Annotated in this window: 14 protein-coding genes; 13 read left to right on the top strand and 1 reads right to left on the bottom strand. The window is 61.1% G+C overall.

Annotation, left to right across the window (positions count from 1 at the left end):
• Positions 1-5: 5 nt before the first annotated feature.
• Complete coding sequence (locus JL39_RS29410) at positions 6-479, bottom strand: DUF882 domain-containing protein (protein WP_037159192.1); 474 nt, start codon at positions 477-479, stop codon at positions 6-8.
• 934 nt (positions 480-1,413) lie between these two features.
• Between JL39_RS29410 and JL39_RS29405 the strand changes: the two genes are divergently transcribed.
• The 13 genes from JL39_RS29405 to lnt all read left to right on the top strand — a co-directional run bounded on the left by JL39_RS29405 (position 1,414) and on the right by lnt (position 12,756).
• Complete coding sequence (locus JL39_RS29405; RefSeq protein WP_037159189.1) at positions 1,414-1,812, top strand: VOC family protein; 399 nt, start codon at positions 1,414-1,416, stop codon at positions 1,810-1,812.
• Positions 1,813-1,908: 96 nt separating this feature from the next.
• On the top strand, positions 1,909-2,979 hold the full coding sequence (trpS, locus tag JL39_RS29400) for a tryptophan--tRNA ligase (RefSeq protein ID WP_037159186.1): 1,071 nt from the start codon (positions 1,909-1,911) through the stop codon (positions 2,977-2,979).
• Positions 2,980-3,103: 124 nt separating this feature from the next.
• Positions 3,104-3,595 carry a universal stress protein gene (locus tag JL39_RS29395; RefSeq protein ID WP_037159183.1) on the top strand — a complete coding sequence of 164 codons (492 nt, stop codon included), beginning with the start codon at positions 3,104-3,106 and terminating at the stop codon, positions 3,593-3,595.
• 113 nt (positions 3,596-3,708) lie between these two features.
• Positions 3,709-4,275: a NifU family protein gene (locus tag JL39_RS29390; protein WP_037159180.1), complete on the top strand. Its 567-nt coding sequence runs from the start codon at positions 3,709-3,711 to the stop codon at positions 4,273-4,275.
• A 19-nt stretch (positions 4,276-4,294) separates the two neighbouring features.
• Complete coding sequence (gene tsaB, locus JL39_RS29385) at positions 4,295-4,963, top strand: tRNA (adenosine(37)-N6)-threonylcarbamoyltransferase complex dimerization subunit type 1 TsaB (RefSeq protein ID WP_037160033.1); 669 nt, start codon at positions 4,295-4,297, stop codon at positions 4,961-4,963.
• A 6-nt stretch (positions 4,964-4,969) separates the two neighbouring features.
• The gene (locus tag JL39_RS29380) at positions 4,970-5,464 is read left to right on the top strand and encodes an N-acetyltransferase (protein ID WP_037159177.1); all 495 of its coding nucleotides are present in this window, start codon (positions 4,970-4,972) and stop codon (positions 5,462-5,464) included.
• A gap of 39 nt (positions 5,465-5,503) precedes the next feature.
• Positions 5,504-5,932, top strand: coding sequence for a Fur family transcriptional regulator (locus JL39_RS29375; protein ID WP_037159173.1), 429 nt, complete (start codon positions 5,504-5,506; stop codon positions 5,930-5,932).
• The gene (locus JL39_RS29370) at positions 5,929-6,732 is read left to right on the top strand and encodes a lysophospholipid acyltransferase family protein (RefSeq protein WP_037159168.1); all 804 of its coding nucleotides are present in this window, start codon (positions 5,929-5,931) and stop codon (positions 6,730-6,732) included. The genes JL39_RS29375 and JL39_RS29370 overlap by 4 nt, the downstream gene beginning before the upstream one ends.
• 104 nt (positions 6,733-6,836) lie before the next feature.
• Positions 6,837-8,249 (top strand): tRNA (N6-isopentenyl adenosine(37)-C2)-methylthiotransferase MiaB, encoded by a 1,413-nt coding sequence (miaB, locus tag JL39_RS29365; protein ID WP_037159165.1) that lies wholly within the window; start codon positions 6,837-6,839, stop codon positions 8,247-8,249.
• A gap of 21 nt (positions 8,250-8,270) precedes the next feature.
• Complete coding sequence (locus JL39_RS29360) at positions 8,271-9,326, top strand: PhoH family protein (RefSeq protein WP_037159162.1); 1,056 nt, start codon at positions 8,271-8,273, stop codon at positions 9,324-9,326.
• Between the two features lie 15 nt (positions 9,327-9,341).
• On the top strand, positions 9,342-9,851 hold the full coding sequence (gene ybeY, locus JL39_RS29355; RefSeq protein ID WP_037159159.1) for an rRNA maturation RNase YbeY: 510 nt from the start codon (positions 9,342-9,344) through the stop codon (positions 9,849-9,851).
• Positions 9,852-9,860: 9 nt separating this feature from the next.
• Positions 9,861-11,063, top strand: coding sequence for a hemolysin family protein (locus tag JL39_RS29350; protein WP_037159156.1), 1,203 nt, complete (start codon positions 9,861-9,863; stop codon positions 11,061-11,063).
• 94 nt (positions 11,064-11,157) lie between these two features.
• Entirely contained in the window at positions 11,158-12,756 is a 1,599-nt protein-coding gene (gene lnt / locus JL39_RS29345; protein WP_037159153.1) for an apolipoprotein N-acyltransferase, read from the top strand.
• Positions 12,757-12,868 lie beyond the last annotated feature (112 nt).

Raw genomic sequence — 12,868 nt, 5'->3', positions numbered from 1 at the left:
ATATCTTAGGAACGGCTGCGGCGTTTGAGGCTGGCAAGGCCCTTCCCCCCGCCACAATGTGCCCAGGTCCGCTTCGGACCGATGTCAACATGCACGATGCCGTTGCAGTAGCGGCCGATGCCGCCGATGCCCGGCGCGGTGGCGGCCGCGGCAAGGATCCTCTTCTCCGAAACGCCCGGAACGCGGATATCGGCGGCATAGCAGCGGCTGTGCTGTGATCTGCCGGAATGCGGCCGGTGGCCGGATGTTACCATTGGCTTTCGGCCGGTCTGCTTGGCGATGTGGGCGAGGATGGCTCCGAGCTTTTCGGGAAAGCAGCCTGTCCGGACGCTGACCCGCTGGACCGTGTAGAAGGCCGAGTAGTCGTGTTTGAAAGATGAGCCACGGCGTTTCTGGCTTTGGCCGGCTTCTGCTTGGGCATTGGCATTGAGGCCGAATGCCAGAAGGCAGGCAAGCGCGACGCGAAAAATCATGCGCATGGGTCATCCCCCGAAAAGACCGGTCTTCATGACCGGTTAACCGTGATGTTCGGCGGGTATTTCTTTTCTAAAAGAGGCGTGAATAAGGAGGCTTTTGCTCAAAATTGGGAAAATGCCTGCCTAAATAGCTAACATCCATTAATCTTTCTGAGGAGGGAGGAGTAGAATTTTGCTATTTGAGTGTCGAAGCTATGTCGAAAGCGGTAGCAGGCTCCCGCAGGGATTGGTGTATTTTCGCCCACTTTCAGGCTTGATCGGAGATCCAGATAAAAGGCTTCCCGCATCAACCAGGCCGCCCCGTCTGCCTCGTGAGCCTGTCGAAGGGCGGGCATCTCCCCCACAAGGGGGGATCACAAGCGGCCTGACCTTTCTACCAAAGCAATGGCTCGCAGAGCTGCACCGGAGTTGTTTGGGGAAGCCGGTGCGTCCATTCGATCTCCCCACCTGTGGGGGAGATGCCCGGTAGGGCAGAGGGGGGTGAGACGAGGCAAGTCAAGACCTTGGCAAAAATCGACAGGAAAAATCACTCCCGTTCATCCCCGCCCTTTCAACCCATGCCTACAATCTTCGCGTCCCGTTTCGGCTACACCGGTTCAAGCATCGCCGGCGAGATGGGACCGGTGCCCTTTCGGTCTGCCGTTGATGCAGGCGGGTCGTCAGGGGCTGCGCAGAAAATGGTCCCCCTCTCGCCTCAAGGCGGGGCGTGCGTGTGTCGCACCCAACCCGGTATGGCATCTGCAAGGACGTAAGACCATATCGCCGCAGAGGAACCGGAGTTGCGCAGCACAAGAACACTGAACGGGACACGTCGTGTGTCACTTATAAAAACTTAAATCAAGGCACCCGACGTGTCCCGGCCGAACTTGAAATTCCGACTGTCGCCAAGGGCGTAGTGTATCTATCGTCGCCTTTGTCCACTTCACAGGAAGCCGCCATGCCCAGCCAATCCCTCTTCCTCGTCACCCTCGTCGTCGATGATTACGACCGTGCCAGGGATTTCTATTGCAGTTCGCTCGGTTTCGAATGCCTGGAAGACACGCCGCAGCCGGACGGCAAGCGCTGGGTCGTGGTGAGGCCGAAGGGAGGGGAGGGCGCGGCCCTGCTGCTCGCTCAGGCCGCGACGGAAAAACAGAAATCGGCGATCGGCAACCAGACGGGCGGCCGGGTCGGCTTCTTCCTCAAGACGGATGATTTTGCCCACGACCGTGCTGCCATGATTGCAAAGGGAGTCCGGTTTCTGGAAGAGCCGCGGCGGGAAATCTACGGCACCGTGGCCGTTTTTGCCGATCCCTACGGCAACACCTGGGATTTGATTGAGCACAGGGTCGCGTAAGCCCTTGATTGCGCCTCGTCGCCCGTGCATAAGCCCGGCCGTTAGCAACATGACCCTTCGGGTCTGGGGCCCTCCACAAGCCTAATCGAGGACGATATGAATACGAATACCTTTAAGCCGCTTGTCTTTTCCGGCGTTCAGCCGACTGGCAATCTCCATCTCGGCAACTATCTCGGCGCGATCCGCAAGTTCGTCGCATTGCAGGAAAACAACGACTGCATCTACTGCGTCGTCGACCTGCATGCGATCACCGCCCAGCTCGTCCACGATGACCTGCGCGGCCAGATCCGCTCGATCGCCGCTGCCTTCATCGCTTCGGGCATCGACCCGAAGAAGCATATCGTCTTCAACCAGTCGGCCGTGCCGCAGCATGCGGAGCTCGCCTGGATCTTCAACTGCGTTGCCCGCATCGGCTGGATGAACCGCATGACGCAGTTCAAGGACAAGGCAGGCAAGGACCGCGAGAATGCTTCGCTCGGTCTGCTTGCCTATCCGAGCCTGATGGCGGCCGACATTCTCGTTTACCGCGCCACCCATGTGCCGGTCGGCGACGACCAGAAGCAGCACCTGGAACTTGCCCGCGACATCGCCCAGAAGTTCAACATAGACTTCCAGGAAAAGATCCGCGCGACCGGCACCGGCGTCGACATGGTGGTCGGCGAGGAGAAGATCCACGGCTACTTCCCGCTGGTCGAGCCGCTGATCGATGGGCCGGCGCCGCGCGTCATGTCGCTGCGCGACGGCACCAAGAAGATGTCGAAATCCGATCCGTCGGACCTGTCGCGCATCAACCTGATGGACGACGCTGACGACATCGCCAGGAAGATCCGCAAGGCCAAGACCGATCCGGAAGGCCTGCCGGGCGAAATCGAAGGTCTCAAGGACCGGCCGGAAGCCGACAACCTCGTCGGCATCTATGCCGCGCTCGCAGACAGGACGAAGGCGGATGTGCTTGCCGAATTCGGCGGCCAGCAGTTCTCGGTCTTCAAGCCGGCGCTTGCTGATCTCGCCGTTCACGTCCTGTCGCCGATCTCGGGCGAGATGCGCCGCCTGCTGGACGATACGTCGCATATCGACGCGATCCTCCGGGATGGCGGGGAACGTGCCCGCGCCCGTGCCGGAAAGGTCATGGCTGACGTCTTCGATATCGTCGGTTTCCTGCGCTGAACCGAGGTCTGCCGGGATTGCATACCCGCCACGGTTTCGTGGCGGGTTTTCATTTTCCGTCGAAGGTTTTAAGTTCCGCATCACGACCGCGGCGGTCGAGTAGATGCGAGCGAAGGGGGCGGACATGGTTTCGAAACGGCTTTCTCGACTTGAAGGGCATAGGCGCAAATTCATGGCGGTCATCGATGCGACGCCGGAATGCGAAAAGGCCGTCCACTATGCCGGCCGCCGCGCCAAGAATTCCAATGGTGGCCTCGTGCTCCTCTTCGTGATTCCGGAAGGGGATTTTCAGCAGTGGCTTGGCGTCGAACAGATCATGCGCGCCGAAGCCCGCGAGGAGGCGGAAGCCGTCATGGCCAAGGCCGCCCAGAGGGTGCGCGAGACGATCGGCATCGATCCGGAAATCGTCATTCGCGAGGGAAGCGCCCCCGAACAGATCAACCAGCTCGTCGAGGAGGACCGGGATATTGCGATCCTGGTTCTCGCCGCGGCTTCCGCCAAGGAAGGACCGGGACCGCTGGTTTCCGCCGTCGCCGGCCGCGGCGCGACCTTCCCGATCCCCGTGACGGTCCTGCCGGATACGCTGACCGACGAGGAAATCGACGCGCTTGCCTGATGCCGCCCTTGACCTTCGAAGGGCAAATGCGCACTTGAACGAAAAGCTGATCCGGCTTATCTTCTTTTGAAGAATTCTAAATTGGCGGGCGCCACGCCCCCGGGAGAAACGAGATGTTTATTCAGACGGAAGCCACGCCGAATCCGGCGACGCTCAAGTTCCTGCCCGGCAAGGTGGTCATGGAGCGCGGAACCGCTGATTTCCGTAACGCCGACGAGGCGGAAGCCTCTCCGCTCGCCTCGCGTCTCTTTGGGATCAGCGGCGTGTCCGGTGTCTATTTCGGCTACGATTTCATCACGGTCTCCAAGGAAAATGCCGAATGGCAGCACCTGAAGCCGGCGATCCTCGGTTCGATCATGGAGCATTTCATGTCCGGCCAGCCGGTCATGGGCGGCACCTCGACGCTCGCCGAGGCGCTTGACCAGGAAGGTGAATTCTTTGACGAGGATGACGAAACCGTCGTCGCCACCATCAAGGAATTGCTCGAAACCCGTGTCCGCCCGGCGGTCGCCCAGGATGGTGGCGACATCACCTTCAAGGGTTATCGCGACGGAACGGTCTACCTCAACATGAAGGGTGCATGCTCCGGTTGCCCGTCCTCGACGGCAACACTGAAGCACGGCGTGCAGAACCTGCTGCGCCATTTCGTTCCCGAAGTGCAGGCGGTTGAAGCCCTCTGAGCGCTTCGCCGGCACTTTCATGATCGTCTTGGCTATCGATACCGCCGGAGTGGATTGCTCCGCTGCGCTCTATGACAGTGCAGCGGAGCAGATTCTGTCGGCGGTTACCGAAACGATCGGCAAAGGCCATGCAGAACGGCTGATGGCCGTGATCGACGCAGCGCTTGCCGCCGCCAATCTGTCCCTCGATGCCGTGGAGCGCGTTGCCGTGGTGATCGGCCCCGGTTCATTTACCGGAATTCGGGTCGGCGTTGCTGCTGCCCGCGGTCTGGCACTCGCGCTGGGCGTCGAATCGGTCGGCGTGACGACCCTGGAAACGCTGGCGCGCGGCTACCTTGCCGATCATCCGGGCAAACCGGTTGTGGCGGCCATGGATGCCAAGCGCAACGAGGTCTACGCTCAGGCCTTTGCCGCCGATGGTCTGCCGCTCAGCGAACCTGCCGCGCTTTCGCCGGAGGACGTCTCGAAACTCGTGGAGAAGCTGGCTGCGGCCGCGACTGGCTCGTGGGCCGAGCACTCCCCGGTCAAGGGAGAGGGCGGATTTGAAGGACGGGACCGTTTCGATATTGCGACGGTCGCGCGGGTCGGCGCGGAAAAACCGGAAGGTGCAGGCCGGCCCAAACCATTGTATCTTCGTGGACCCGATGCCAAGCCGCAGACGGGATTCGCACTACAGCGCCGTTCGTGAATACCGATGCTCGACGATTACCTGACCTGGAAGCCGTTTTTCGAAGTTGTGCCGATGGAGATTGGCGACTGTACGGAAGTCTCAGAGCTTCACGGCCAGCGTTTTCCGCGGCAGTGGAGTGATGGGGAGTTCCAGAACCTGCTTCTGCAGCACAATGTCTTCGGTTTCATCGCGCGCCAGACCAACGCTTTCTTTTCGAGACCGCTCGGCGGTTTCGTGTTGTCGCGGGAAGCGGCGGGCGAGGCGGAGATACTGACGGTTGCTGTCAGCGAGAAGTCCGGCCGCCAGGGGCTCGGCTGGCGGCTCATGCAGGCGGCGCTCAGGGAGGCGGCGGCGCGTGGTGCCGAAAGCATGTTTCTGGAGGTCGAGGCGGCGAATCACGCCGCGGTCGGGCTCTACCGCAAGCTTGGTTTTCAGAAGGTTGGCGAGCGGCCGGCCTACTATACCGGTCCCGACGGGACGCGTTCCATGGCGCTTGTCATGAGCCGCGTTCTTCGCTAGTCCCTTGTTTTGTACTGGAACGTTTCGAAGGCCACCGACATGACAGACCTTTCCAAGACTCTGGAGGAGCTGTGTGCCGAAAAGGGTATGCGAATGACGGACCAGCGCCGTGTGATTGCCCGTATCCTGCAGGAATCCGACGACCATCCGGATGTGGAGGAGCTCTATCGCCGCTCCTCGAAGGCTGATCCGCGCATTTCGATCTCCACTGTGTATCGAACGGTGAAACTGTTCGAAGACGAGGGAATCATCGAGCGGCACGATTTTCGCGACGGTCGCTCGCGCTATGAGACCGTGCCGGAAGAGCACCACGACCACATGATCGATCTCAATACCGGCAATGTCATCGAATTCCGCTCGGCGGAAATCGAGGCGCTGCAGGAACGTATTGCCCGCGAGCACGGCTTCCGTCTCGTCGGCCACCGGCTGGAGCTTTACGGCATCCCGCTGGACAAGGACGATAAGTGATCACCTGGCTGCGGATTGGCATCGTTTTTGTCGTCCTTTTCGCAGTCACGCTGATCCTGTTGCCGTTTCAACTGATCGGCCTCGCGTTCGACCTCAGAATCCGCCGTTATATTCCGCGCTACTGGCATCGGGCCGCCTGCTTTCTGCTCGGCGTCCGCATCCATATCCACGGAACGATCGATCGGCGCCGGCCGCTGATGCTTGCTTCCAACCACGTCTCCTGGAAGGACATCCTGGTGCTCGGCGCGATTGCCGATGTCGTCTTCATCGCCAAGATGGAGGTGTCGGAATGGCCGATCTTCGGCACGCTCGCCAAGCTGCAGAAGAGCATTTTCGTGGTCCGCGAACAGAAGCGCCGCACGGGCGATCAGGTGAGTGAAATCGCCGAGCGCCTGGCAGCGGACGAGATCGTCGTGCTCTTTCCCGAGGGAACGACCTCTGACGGCAACCGGCTTCTGGAGGTGAAATCCTCGCTATTCGGCGCGGCAGCCGCCGCGGTTCCCTTTACGAAGCAGGGCGTGGTCCATGTTCAGCCGGTAGCGATCGCCTATACCCGCGTACACGGCATGGCGATGGGCCGTTATCACCGGCCGATCGCCGCCTGGCCGGGGGATATAGAACTCGGGCCTCATCTGCTGGGCGTCCTGAAGGAGGGTGCGCTCGATGTGGACGTGGCTTTCGGTGAAACGATCGATTTCCGCACCGGCGACAACCGCAAGCATCTGAGCCAGGCGGTGACGAGCCGTATCCGGCGCATGCTGCTGAAGCATCTGCGCGGCCGGGATTATGAGACGCTTTAGTCACTGAGGCAGGCCAGAGGGGGCGGACACGGCACGACCTTCACTATTCGGCCTCCATAACGAAACGCTTCATTTCCGGGCGTTCTTGCGATATGGAAGCGCCCATGAACGAACACGTTACTCTTTCTACTCCCGCCGAACAGACGGTCGAGCGCTCGAACAGCCGCAAGGTCTTCATCAAGACCTATGGCTGCCAGATGAACGTCTACGATTCGACCCGCATGGGTGATGCACTGGCCAGCGACGGCTATGTGACGACGGAAGACATGGCCGAGGCGGACCTGATCCTGCTCAATACCTGCCATATCCGTGAGAAGGCGGCCGACAAGGTCTATTCGGCGCTCGGCCGTCTGCGCGACATGAAGACAGCGCGCGCTGCGGAAGGCAGGGAGCTGATGATTGGCGTCGCCGGCTGCGTGGCCCAGGCGGAAGGTGAAGAGATCATCCGTCGTGCGCCCGCGGTTGACGTGGTCATCGGACCGCAGACCTACCATCGCCTGCCGGAGGCCTTGAGGCGCGCCCGTGCCGGGGACCGGGTGGTCGAGACGGACTATGCCGTCGAGGACAAGTTCGAACACCTGCCGGTCGCGGAGCAGGCCAAGATCCGCTCCCGTGGTGTCACGTCCTTCCTGACCGTGCAGGAAGGCTGCGACAAGTTCTGCACCTTCTGCGTCGTGCCCTATACGCGCGGCTCGGAAGTTTCCCGTCCGGTCCGGCAGATTCTCGACGAAGCCCGGCGGCTGGTCGATGGCGGCGTGCGCGAGATCACGCTGCTCGGCCAGAACGTCAACGCCTGGCGGGCGGAAGGCCCGAACGGCGGCGAATGGGGGCTCGGCGATCTTCTCTACAGCCTTGCGGAAATTCCGGGGCTTGCCCGGCTGCGCTATACGACCAGCCACCCGCGCGACATGGACGACAAATTGATCGAGGCGCATCGCGATCTCCGCGCCCTGATGCCCTACCTGCATCTGCCGGTGCAGGCCGGTTCCGACCGCATCCTCAAAGCCATGAACCGCCGCCATACGGCTGAGGAATATCTGCGCCTTATCGATCGCATCCGGGCCGCCCGGCCGGATATCGCCATGTCCGGCGACTTCATTGTCGGCTTCCCGGGCGAGACGGACCGGGATTTCGAAGACACGATCCGTATCGTCGAGGAGGTGAATTATGCTCAAGCCTTCTCGTTCAAATATTCGCCGCGCCCGGGCACGCCTGGTGCCGACTTTCCTGACCATGTCCCGGAAGAGGTGAAGGCCGAGCGACTCGAAAGATTGCAGGCGCTCCTCTTGAAACAGCAGGCTGCCTTCGCCAAATCCTGTATTGGGAAGGTCATCGACATCCTGCTTGAAAAGCCCGGCCGCAACCCGGGACAAGTGATCGGACGTTCGCCTTGGCTACAGTCTGTGAATGTTGATGCAAAAACATCGCAAATCGGTGACATTATCCAGGTGCGAATCATCGGAAGCGGTCCGAACAGCTTGTTCTCCGAGCCGATACAGAGTTTAATAGACTACTAAATTACTAAGGAGCGAGCCTGCTTGAACGGACGTGAATTGGTTTCTTCATCCGCGCGACAACCCCGATCCGCTGCCACCGACGCCAATCACTTTGTCCTGACGTTCGAGAACAATCGGTTCGCCAGCGAGCTTTTCGGACAATTCGACCAGAACCTGAAGCTGCTCGAGGAGCGGCTTCGCATCGATGCACGCCCGCGTGGCAACTCGGTCGCGATTTCCGGAGATTTAACGGCCACCAATCAGGCGCGCCGTGCGCTGGATTTTCTCTATGAACGGCTGCAGAAGGGTGGTTCGGTCGAAGCCTCCGATGTGGAGGGCGCGATCCGCATGGCACAGGCGACGGACGATCAGTTGACCCTGCCGACCCTGGAACGCAAAGCAAAATTGTCGATGGCGCAGATTTCCACCCGCAAGAAGACGATCCAGGCGCGTACGCCGACCCAGGACGCCTATATGCGGGCGCTGGAACGCTCGGAACTCGTCTTCGGCGTCGGTCCCGCCGGCACCGGCAAGACGTACCTCGCCGTCGCGCATGCCGCCCAGCTTCTGGAACGCGGTGCGGTCGATCGTATCATACTGTCGCGCCCGGCTGTCGAAGCCGGCGAGCGCCTCGGCTTCCTGCCAGGCGACATGAAGGAGAAGGTCGATCCCTATCTTCGGCCGCTTTATGACGCGCTCTATGACATGATGCCGGGCGACAAGGTGGAGCGGGCAATCACTGCCGGCGTTATCGAGATTGCACCGCTCGCCTTCATGCGCGGCCGCACATTGGCGAACGCTGCGGTCATCCTGGACGAGGCGCAGAACACCACCTCGATGCAGATGAAGATGTTCCTGACGCGTCTCGGTGAGAATGCCCGCATGATCATCACCGGCGATCCGAGCCAGGTCGACCTGCCGCGCGGCGTCAAGTCCGGCCTGGTCGAGGCGTTGCAGATATTGAAGGGCGTCGAGGGGATTTCCATCGTCCGCTTCAAGGACACCGACGTCGTCCGCCATCCGCTGGTCGGCCGCATCGTGCAAGCCTATGACGCGCAATATGCCGTCCAGGAGGAAAGCGAGGACCTCGACCGATAGGTCGAGACCGAAGCGATGTCCAAGCTCGACATACAGATCACCGTGGAAAACGAGGGCTGGCGCGACGAGGCCGCCCTTCTCCTGCTGAGCGAAAGGACACTGGGCGCGGCGGCAGAGCTGCTCGCCGACGAGGAAAAGCAGCCCTTCCCGGAAAGGGCTCCGGAACTGTCGCTGGTCTTTACCGATGACGCGTCGATCAGGGAAATCAATGCGGAATGGCGGGGCAAGGACACGCCGACCAATGTCTTGTCTTTTCCTGCTTTTCCGCTCCAGCCGGGTGATATGCCGGGACCGATGCTCGGCGATATCGTCATCGCCCGCGAGACCGTTGAACGCGAAGCGGTTGATCTCGAGAAGACTTTCGAGGATCATCTGACCCATCTGCTGATCCATGGTTTCCTGCATTTATTCGGCTACGACCATATGGAAACGGATGAGGCGGAAAGAATGGAGCGGCTTGAGACTCGCATTTTGGCCGTGCTCGGCCTATCTGACCCCTATGCGGGACAGGACCCGATAGTATAGTCTGGAACAATGAGCGATTTTTCGACAAACCCGGCCCGAGAGGGCAAGGACGGTGACTCCAGCTCCTCGGAAGAGGGCAGTAGTCCGGCCAAGACCGAAACCCAACCCAAACAACACCACAGCTCTTTCTGGTCGCGCGCCTTGAGGTTGCTCAGACCCTCGCAGGGCGAGAAGCTGCGCGAGGACCTCGCCGACGCGCTGATGACCGATACCAATGTCAGCAACGCCTTTTCGCCCGAAGAGCGGGCGATGCTGCACAATATCCTGCGTTTCCGGGAAGTTCGGGTCGAGGACATCATGGTGCCGCGCGCCGATATCGAAGCCGTCGACATGACCATGACCATCGGCGAGCTGCTGATCCATTTCGAGGAAACCGGCCGTTCGCGCATGCCGGTCTACAGTGATACGCTCGACGATCCCCGCGGCATGGTGCATATCCGCGACCTCCTGTCCTATCTTGCCAAGCAGGCCCGCAACAAGCGCCGGACAAACGCGCGCGCGGCACCTTCGCGTGCCGCACCGACTCAGCCGATGCCGCTTGCCGCCGACAAGCCGGAGAAGGCGGAAAAGCAGGTACGCACGCCACGGCCTGCTTTCGACCTCGGGCGGGTCGATCTCGAACAGACCGTCTCGGAAGCCGGCCTGATCCGCAAGATCCTGTTCGTGCCGCCGTCGATGCTCGCATCCGATCTGCTTCAGAGCATGCAGGCGGCGCGCACGCAGCTTGCCCTTGTCATCGACGAATATGGCGGCACCGATGGTCTCGTCACGCACGAAGACATCGTCGAGATGGTGATCGGCGATGTCGAGGATGAGCACGACGACGAGGAAGTCATGTTCTCCCGCGCCGGCGATGACGTCTTCGTGGCCGATGCCCGCATCGAACTCGAGGAGATCGCCCAGGCGATCGGCCCGGATTTCGACATCAGGGATCGCCTTGAGGATGTCGATACGCTGGGCGGCCTGATCTTCTCCGCGCTTGGCCGCATTCCGGTGCGCGGCGAGGTCGTGCAGGCGGTGCCGGGCTTCGAATTCCAGATCCTCGAAGCCGATCCGCGCCGCATCAAGCGCGTCCGCATCATGCGCAAGCGGGCAGGTGCCCGCCGCCGCCTGAAAGGCGACGGCGAAGCGCTGCTCACCGATCAGACGCCGTCCATGCTGCTGCTGCCACCATCCGCTCCGAGTGCAGACCGGTCCAATCATCAGGCCTGAGCGATTCCGCCAGAGCGTTCCTCTTTGACCTCACGACAAGTCAGCCGTTTTTTGGAAGACTGCGGCGGCTGATTCGAGGAAAAAGGGGAAGTCCATGGAGCGGCTGGCGGGCAGGATCATACTTCTATGGGGTTTCCCGCGAGCCATTGTCGCTTTTCTGGCGGGCGCCGTTGGCGCTTTAGCCCTGCCGCCCTTCGGGTTCCTTGCGGCACTCTTCATCTCCTTCACGCTGCTCGTCTGGCTGATGGACGGCTCGACCGGCAATCCGGATGGAGGTCTGTTCTCCCGCCTCCGCTCGGCCTTCTGGCTCGGCTGGTTCTTTGGTTTCGGCTATTTTGTGGCTGGCCTCTGGTGGCTCGGCAATGCGCTGCTGGTGGAAGCCGACGAGTTCGCCTGGGCATTGCCGCTTGCGGTCATCGGCCTGCCGGCCTGTCTCGCCCTCTTTTATGGTCTCGCAACGGCGCTCGCCCGGATGTTCTGGTCGGACGGCTTCGGACGGATCGCGGCGCTCGCCTTCGGTTTCGGGCTTGCCGAATGGCTGCGCAGCTTCGTTGCCACCGGCTTTCCATGGAATGCGGTCGGTTATGGCGCCATGCCCATACCTTTGATGATGCAATCCGCCGTGCTCGGCATCTACGGGGTCACCGTGTTCGCGGTCTTCGTGTTCTCGGCACCCGCTCTGATCGGCACGAAGAAAGGCATGCGGCTCGGCCTGTCGCTGGCGGCTTTGCTCTCTTGCGCCCATCTTGGCTTCGGCGCCTACAGGCTTTATCTGGCGGATTCCGCTCTTGCCGCGCCTGCGGAAAGCCAGATGGTGGTCCGCATCGTCCAGCCGGTGATCGACCAGGCCCGGAAGATCGAAGATTCCGACCGCGCCGAAATCTTCGAGGAGCATCTGGCCCTCTCCGCCTTGCCTCCGGAAGATGGCGGCAAGCGGCCGGATATCATCGTCTGGCCGGAGACGTCCATTCCGTTCATCCTCACCCAGAACCCGGACGCATTGGCCCGTATCGCCGAGATGCTTCAGGACGATCAGGTCCTTATTACCGGCGTGGTGCGGTCGGAAGAGACCGGTCAGGGTTTCGCGCCGCGCTACTACAACTCGATCTACGTGATCGACAGCGAGGGGCAGATCGTATCCGCTGCCGACAAGGTGCATCTCGTCCCGTTCGGGGAATACGTCCCTTACGAGGACATGTTGCGCAGGCTCGGCATCCCCGAGGCGGTTGCCATGCCGGGCGGCTTCAGCGCCGCGCCCGTGCGGGCGATGCTGACGCTGCCCGGCGGCCGGGTTTTCTATCCGCTGATCTGCTATGAGGCGATCTTCCCGCAGGAGATCGGCGAAGACGTGGAGCGGACGAGCGCGCTTCTCAATGTCACCAATGACGGCTGGTTTGGAGCGACACCCGGCCCTTATCAGCATTTCCAGCAGGCTCGGATCCGTGCCGTCGAAAACGGCCTGCCGCTGATTCGTGCGGCGAATACCGGTATTTCGGCCGTTGTCGACCCCTACGGAAGACTAATAAGGGGTATGGACTACAATCAAAAAGGTGTGATAGATGCAACTGTGAGCAGCATTCCCGTTCCGCATTGGGGCGAGGATGCTCGTCAAAATTACTTCTGGTTGGTTCTGGCATCTATGTTACTGATTGCAGTGGTCTCGCGTGCTGGTTTTAATTTTCGGACGAATTGACCGAAAACCCCTAAAATTGCATAGTGGTCCTGGCCTTTCGTCTCGCCATATGCTTCACACGTTGTGCCTGTAGTGACCAATCGCGCGAAGTGTATCTCCACACGCAGACCGG

Source organism: Rhizobium sp. YS-1r (genome assembly GCF_000757525.1).
Lineage (GTDB): Bacteria > Pseudomonadota > Alphaproteobacteria > Rhizobiales > Rhizobiaceae > Neorhizobium > Neorhizobium petrolearium.
This window is presented reverse-complemented; position numbering and strand designations above follow the sequence as displayed.

What these genes read in the sequence shown, in the direction of transcription:
- JL39_RS29390 (WP_037159180.1), top strand. Translation starts at nt 3,709, where the DNA reads ATGTTTATTCAGACGGAAGCCACGCCGAATCCGGCGACGCTCAAGTTC.
- ybeY (WP_037159159.1), top strand. Translation starts at nt 9,342, where the DNA reads ATGTCCAAGCTCGACATACAGATCACCGTGGAAAACGAGGGCTGGCGC.
- JL39_RS29410 (WP_037159192.1), bottom strand. Translation starts at nt 479, where the DNA reads ATGCGCATGATTTTTCGCGTCGCGCTTGCCTGCCTTCTGGCATTCGGC.
- JL39_RS29375 (WP_037159173.1), top strand. Translation starts at nt 5,504, where the DNA reads ATGACAGACCTTTCCAAGACTCTGGAGGAGCTGTGTGCCGAAAAGGGT.
- JL39_RS29350 (WP_037159156.1), top strand. Translation starts at nt 9,861, where the DNA reads ATGAGCGATTTTTCGACAAACCCGGCCCGAGAGGGCAAGGACGGTGAC.
- JL39_RS29405 (WP_037159189.1), top strand. Translation starts at nt 1,414, where the DNA reads ATGCCCAGCCAATCCCTCTTCCTCGTCACCCTCGTCGTCGATGATTAC.
- trpS (WP_037159186.1), top strand. Translation starts at nt 1,909, where the DNA reads ATGAATACGAATACCTTTAAGCCGCTTGTCTTTTCCGGCGTTCAGCCG.
- miaB (WP_037159165.1), top strand. Translation starts at nt 6,837, where the DNA reads ATGAACGAACACGTTACTCTTTCTACTCCCGCCGAACAGACGGTCGAG.
- JL39_RS29395 (WP_037159183.1), top strand. Translation starts at nt 3,104, where the DNA reads ATGGTTTCGAAACGGCTTTCTCGACTTGAAGGGCATAGGCGCAAATTC.
- JL39_RS29380 (WP_037159177.1), top strand. Translation starts at nt 4,970, where the DNA reads ATGCTCGACGATTACCTGACCTGGAAGCCGTTTTTCGAAGTTGTGCCG.
- lnt (WP_037159153.1), top strand. Translation starts at nt 11,158, where the DNA reads ATGGAGCGGCTGGCGGGCAGGATCATACTTCTATGGGGTTTCCCGCGA.
- tsaB (WP_037160033.1), top strand. Translation starts at nt 4,295, where the DNA reads ATGATCGTCTTGGCTATCGATACCGCCGGAGTGGATTGCTCCGCTGCG.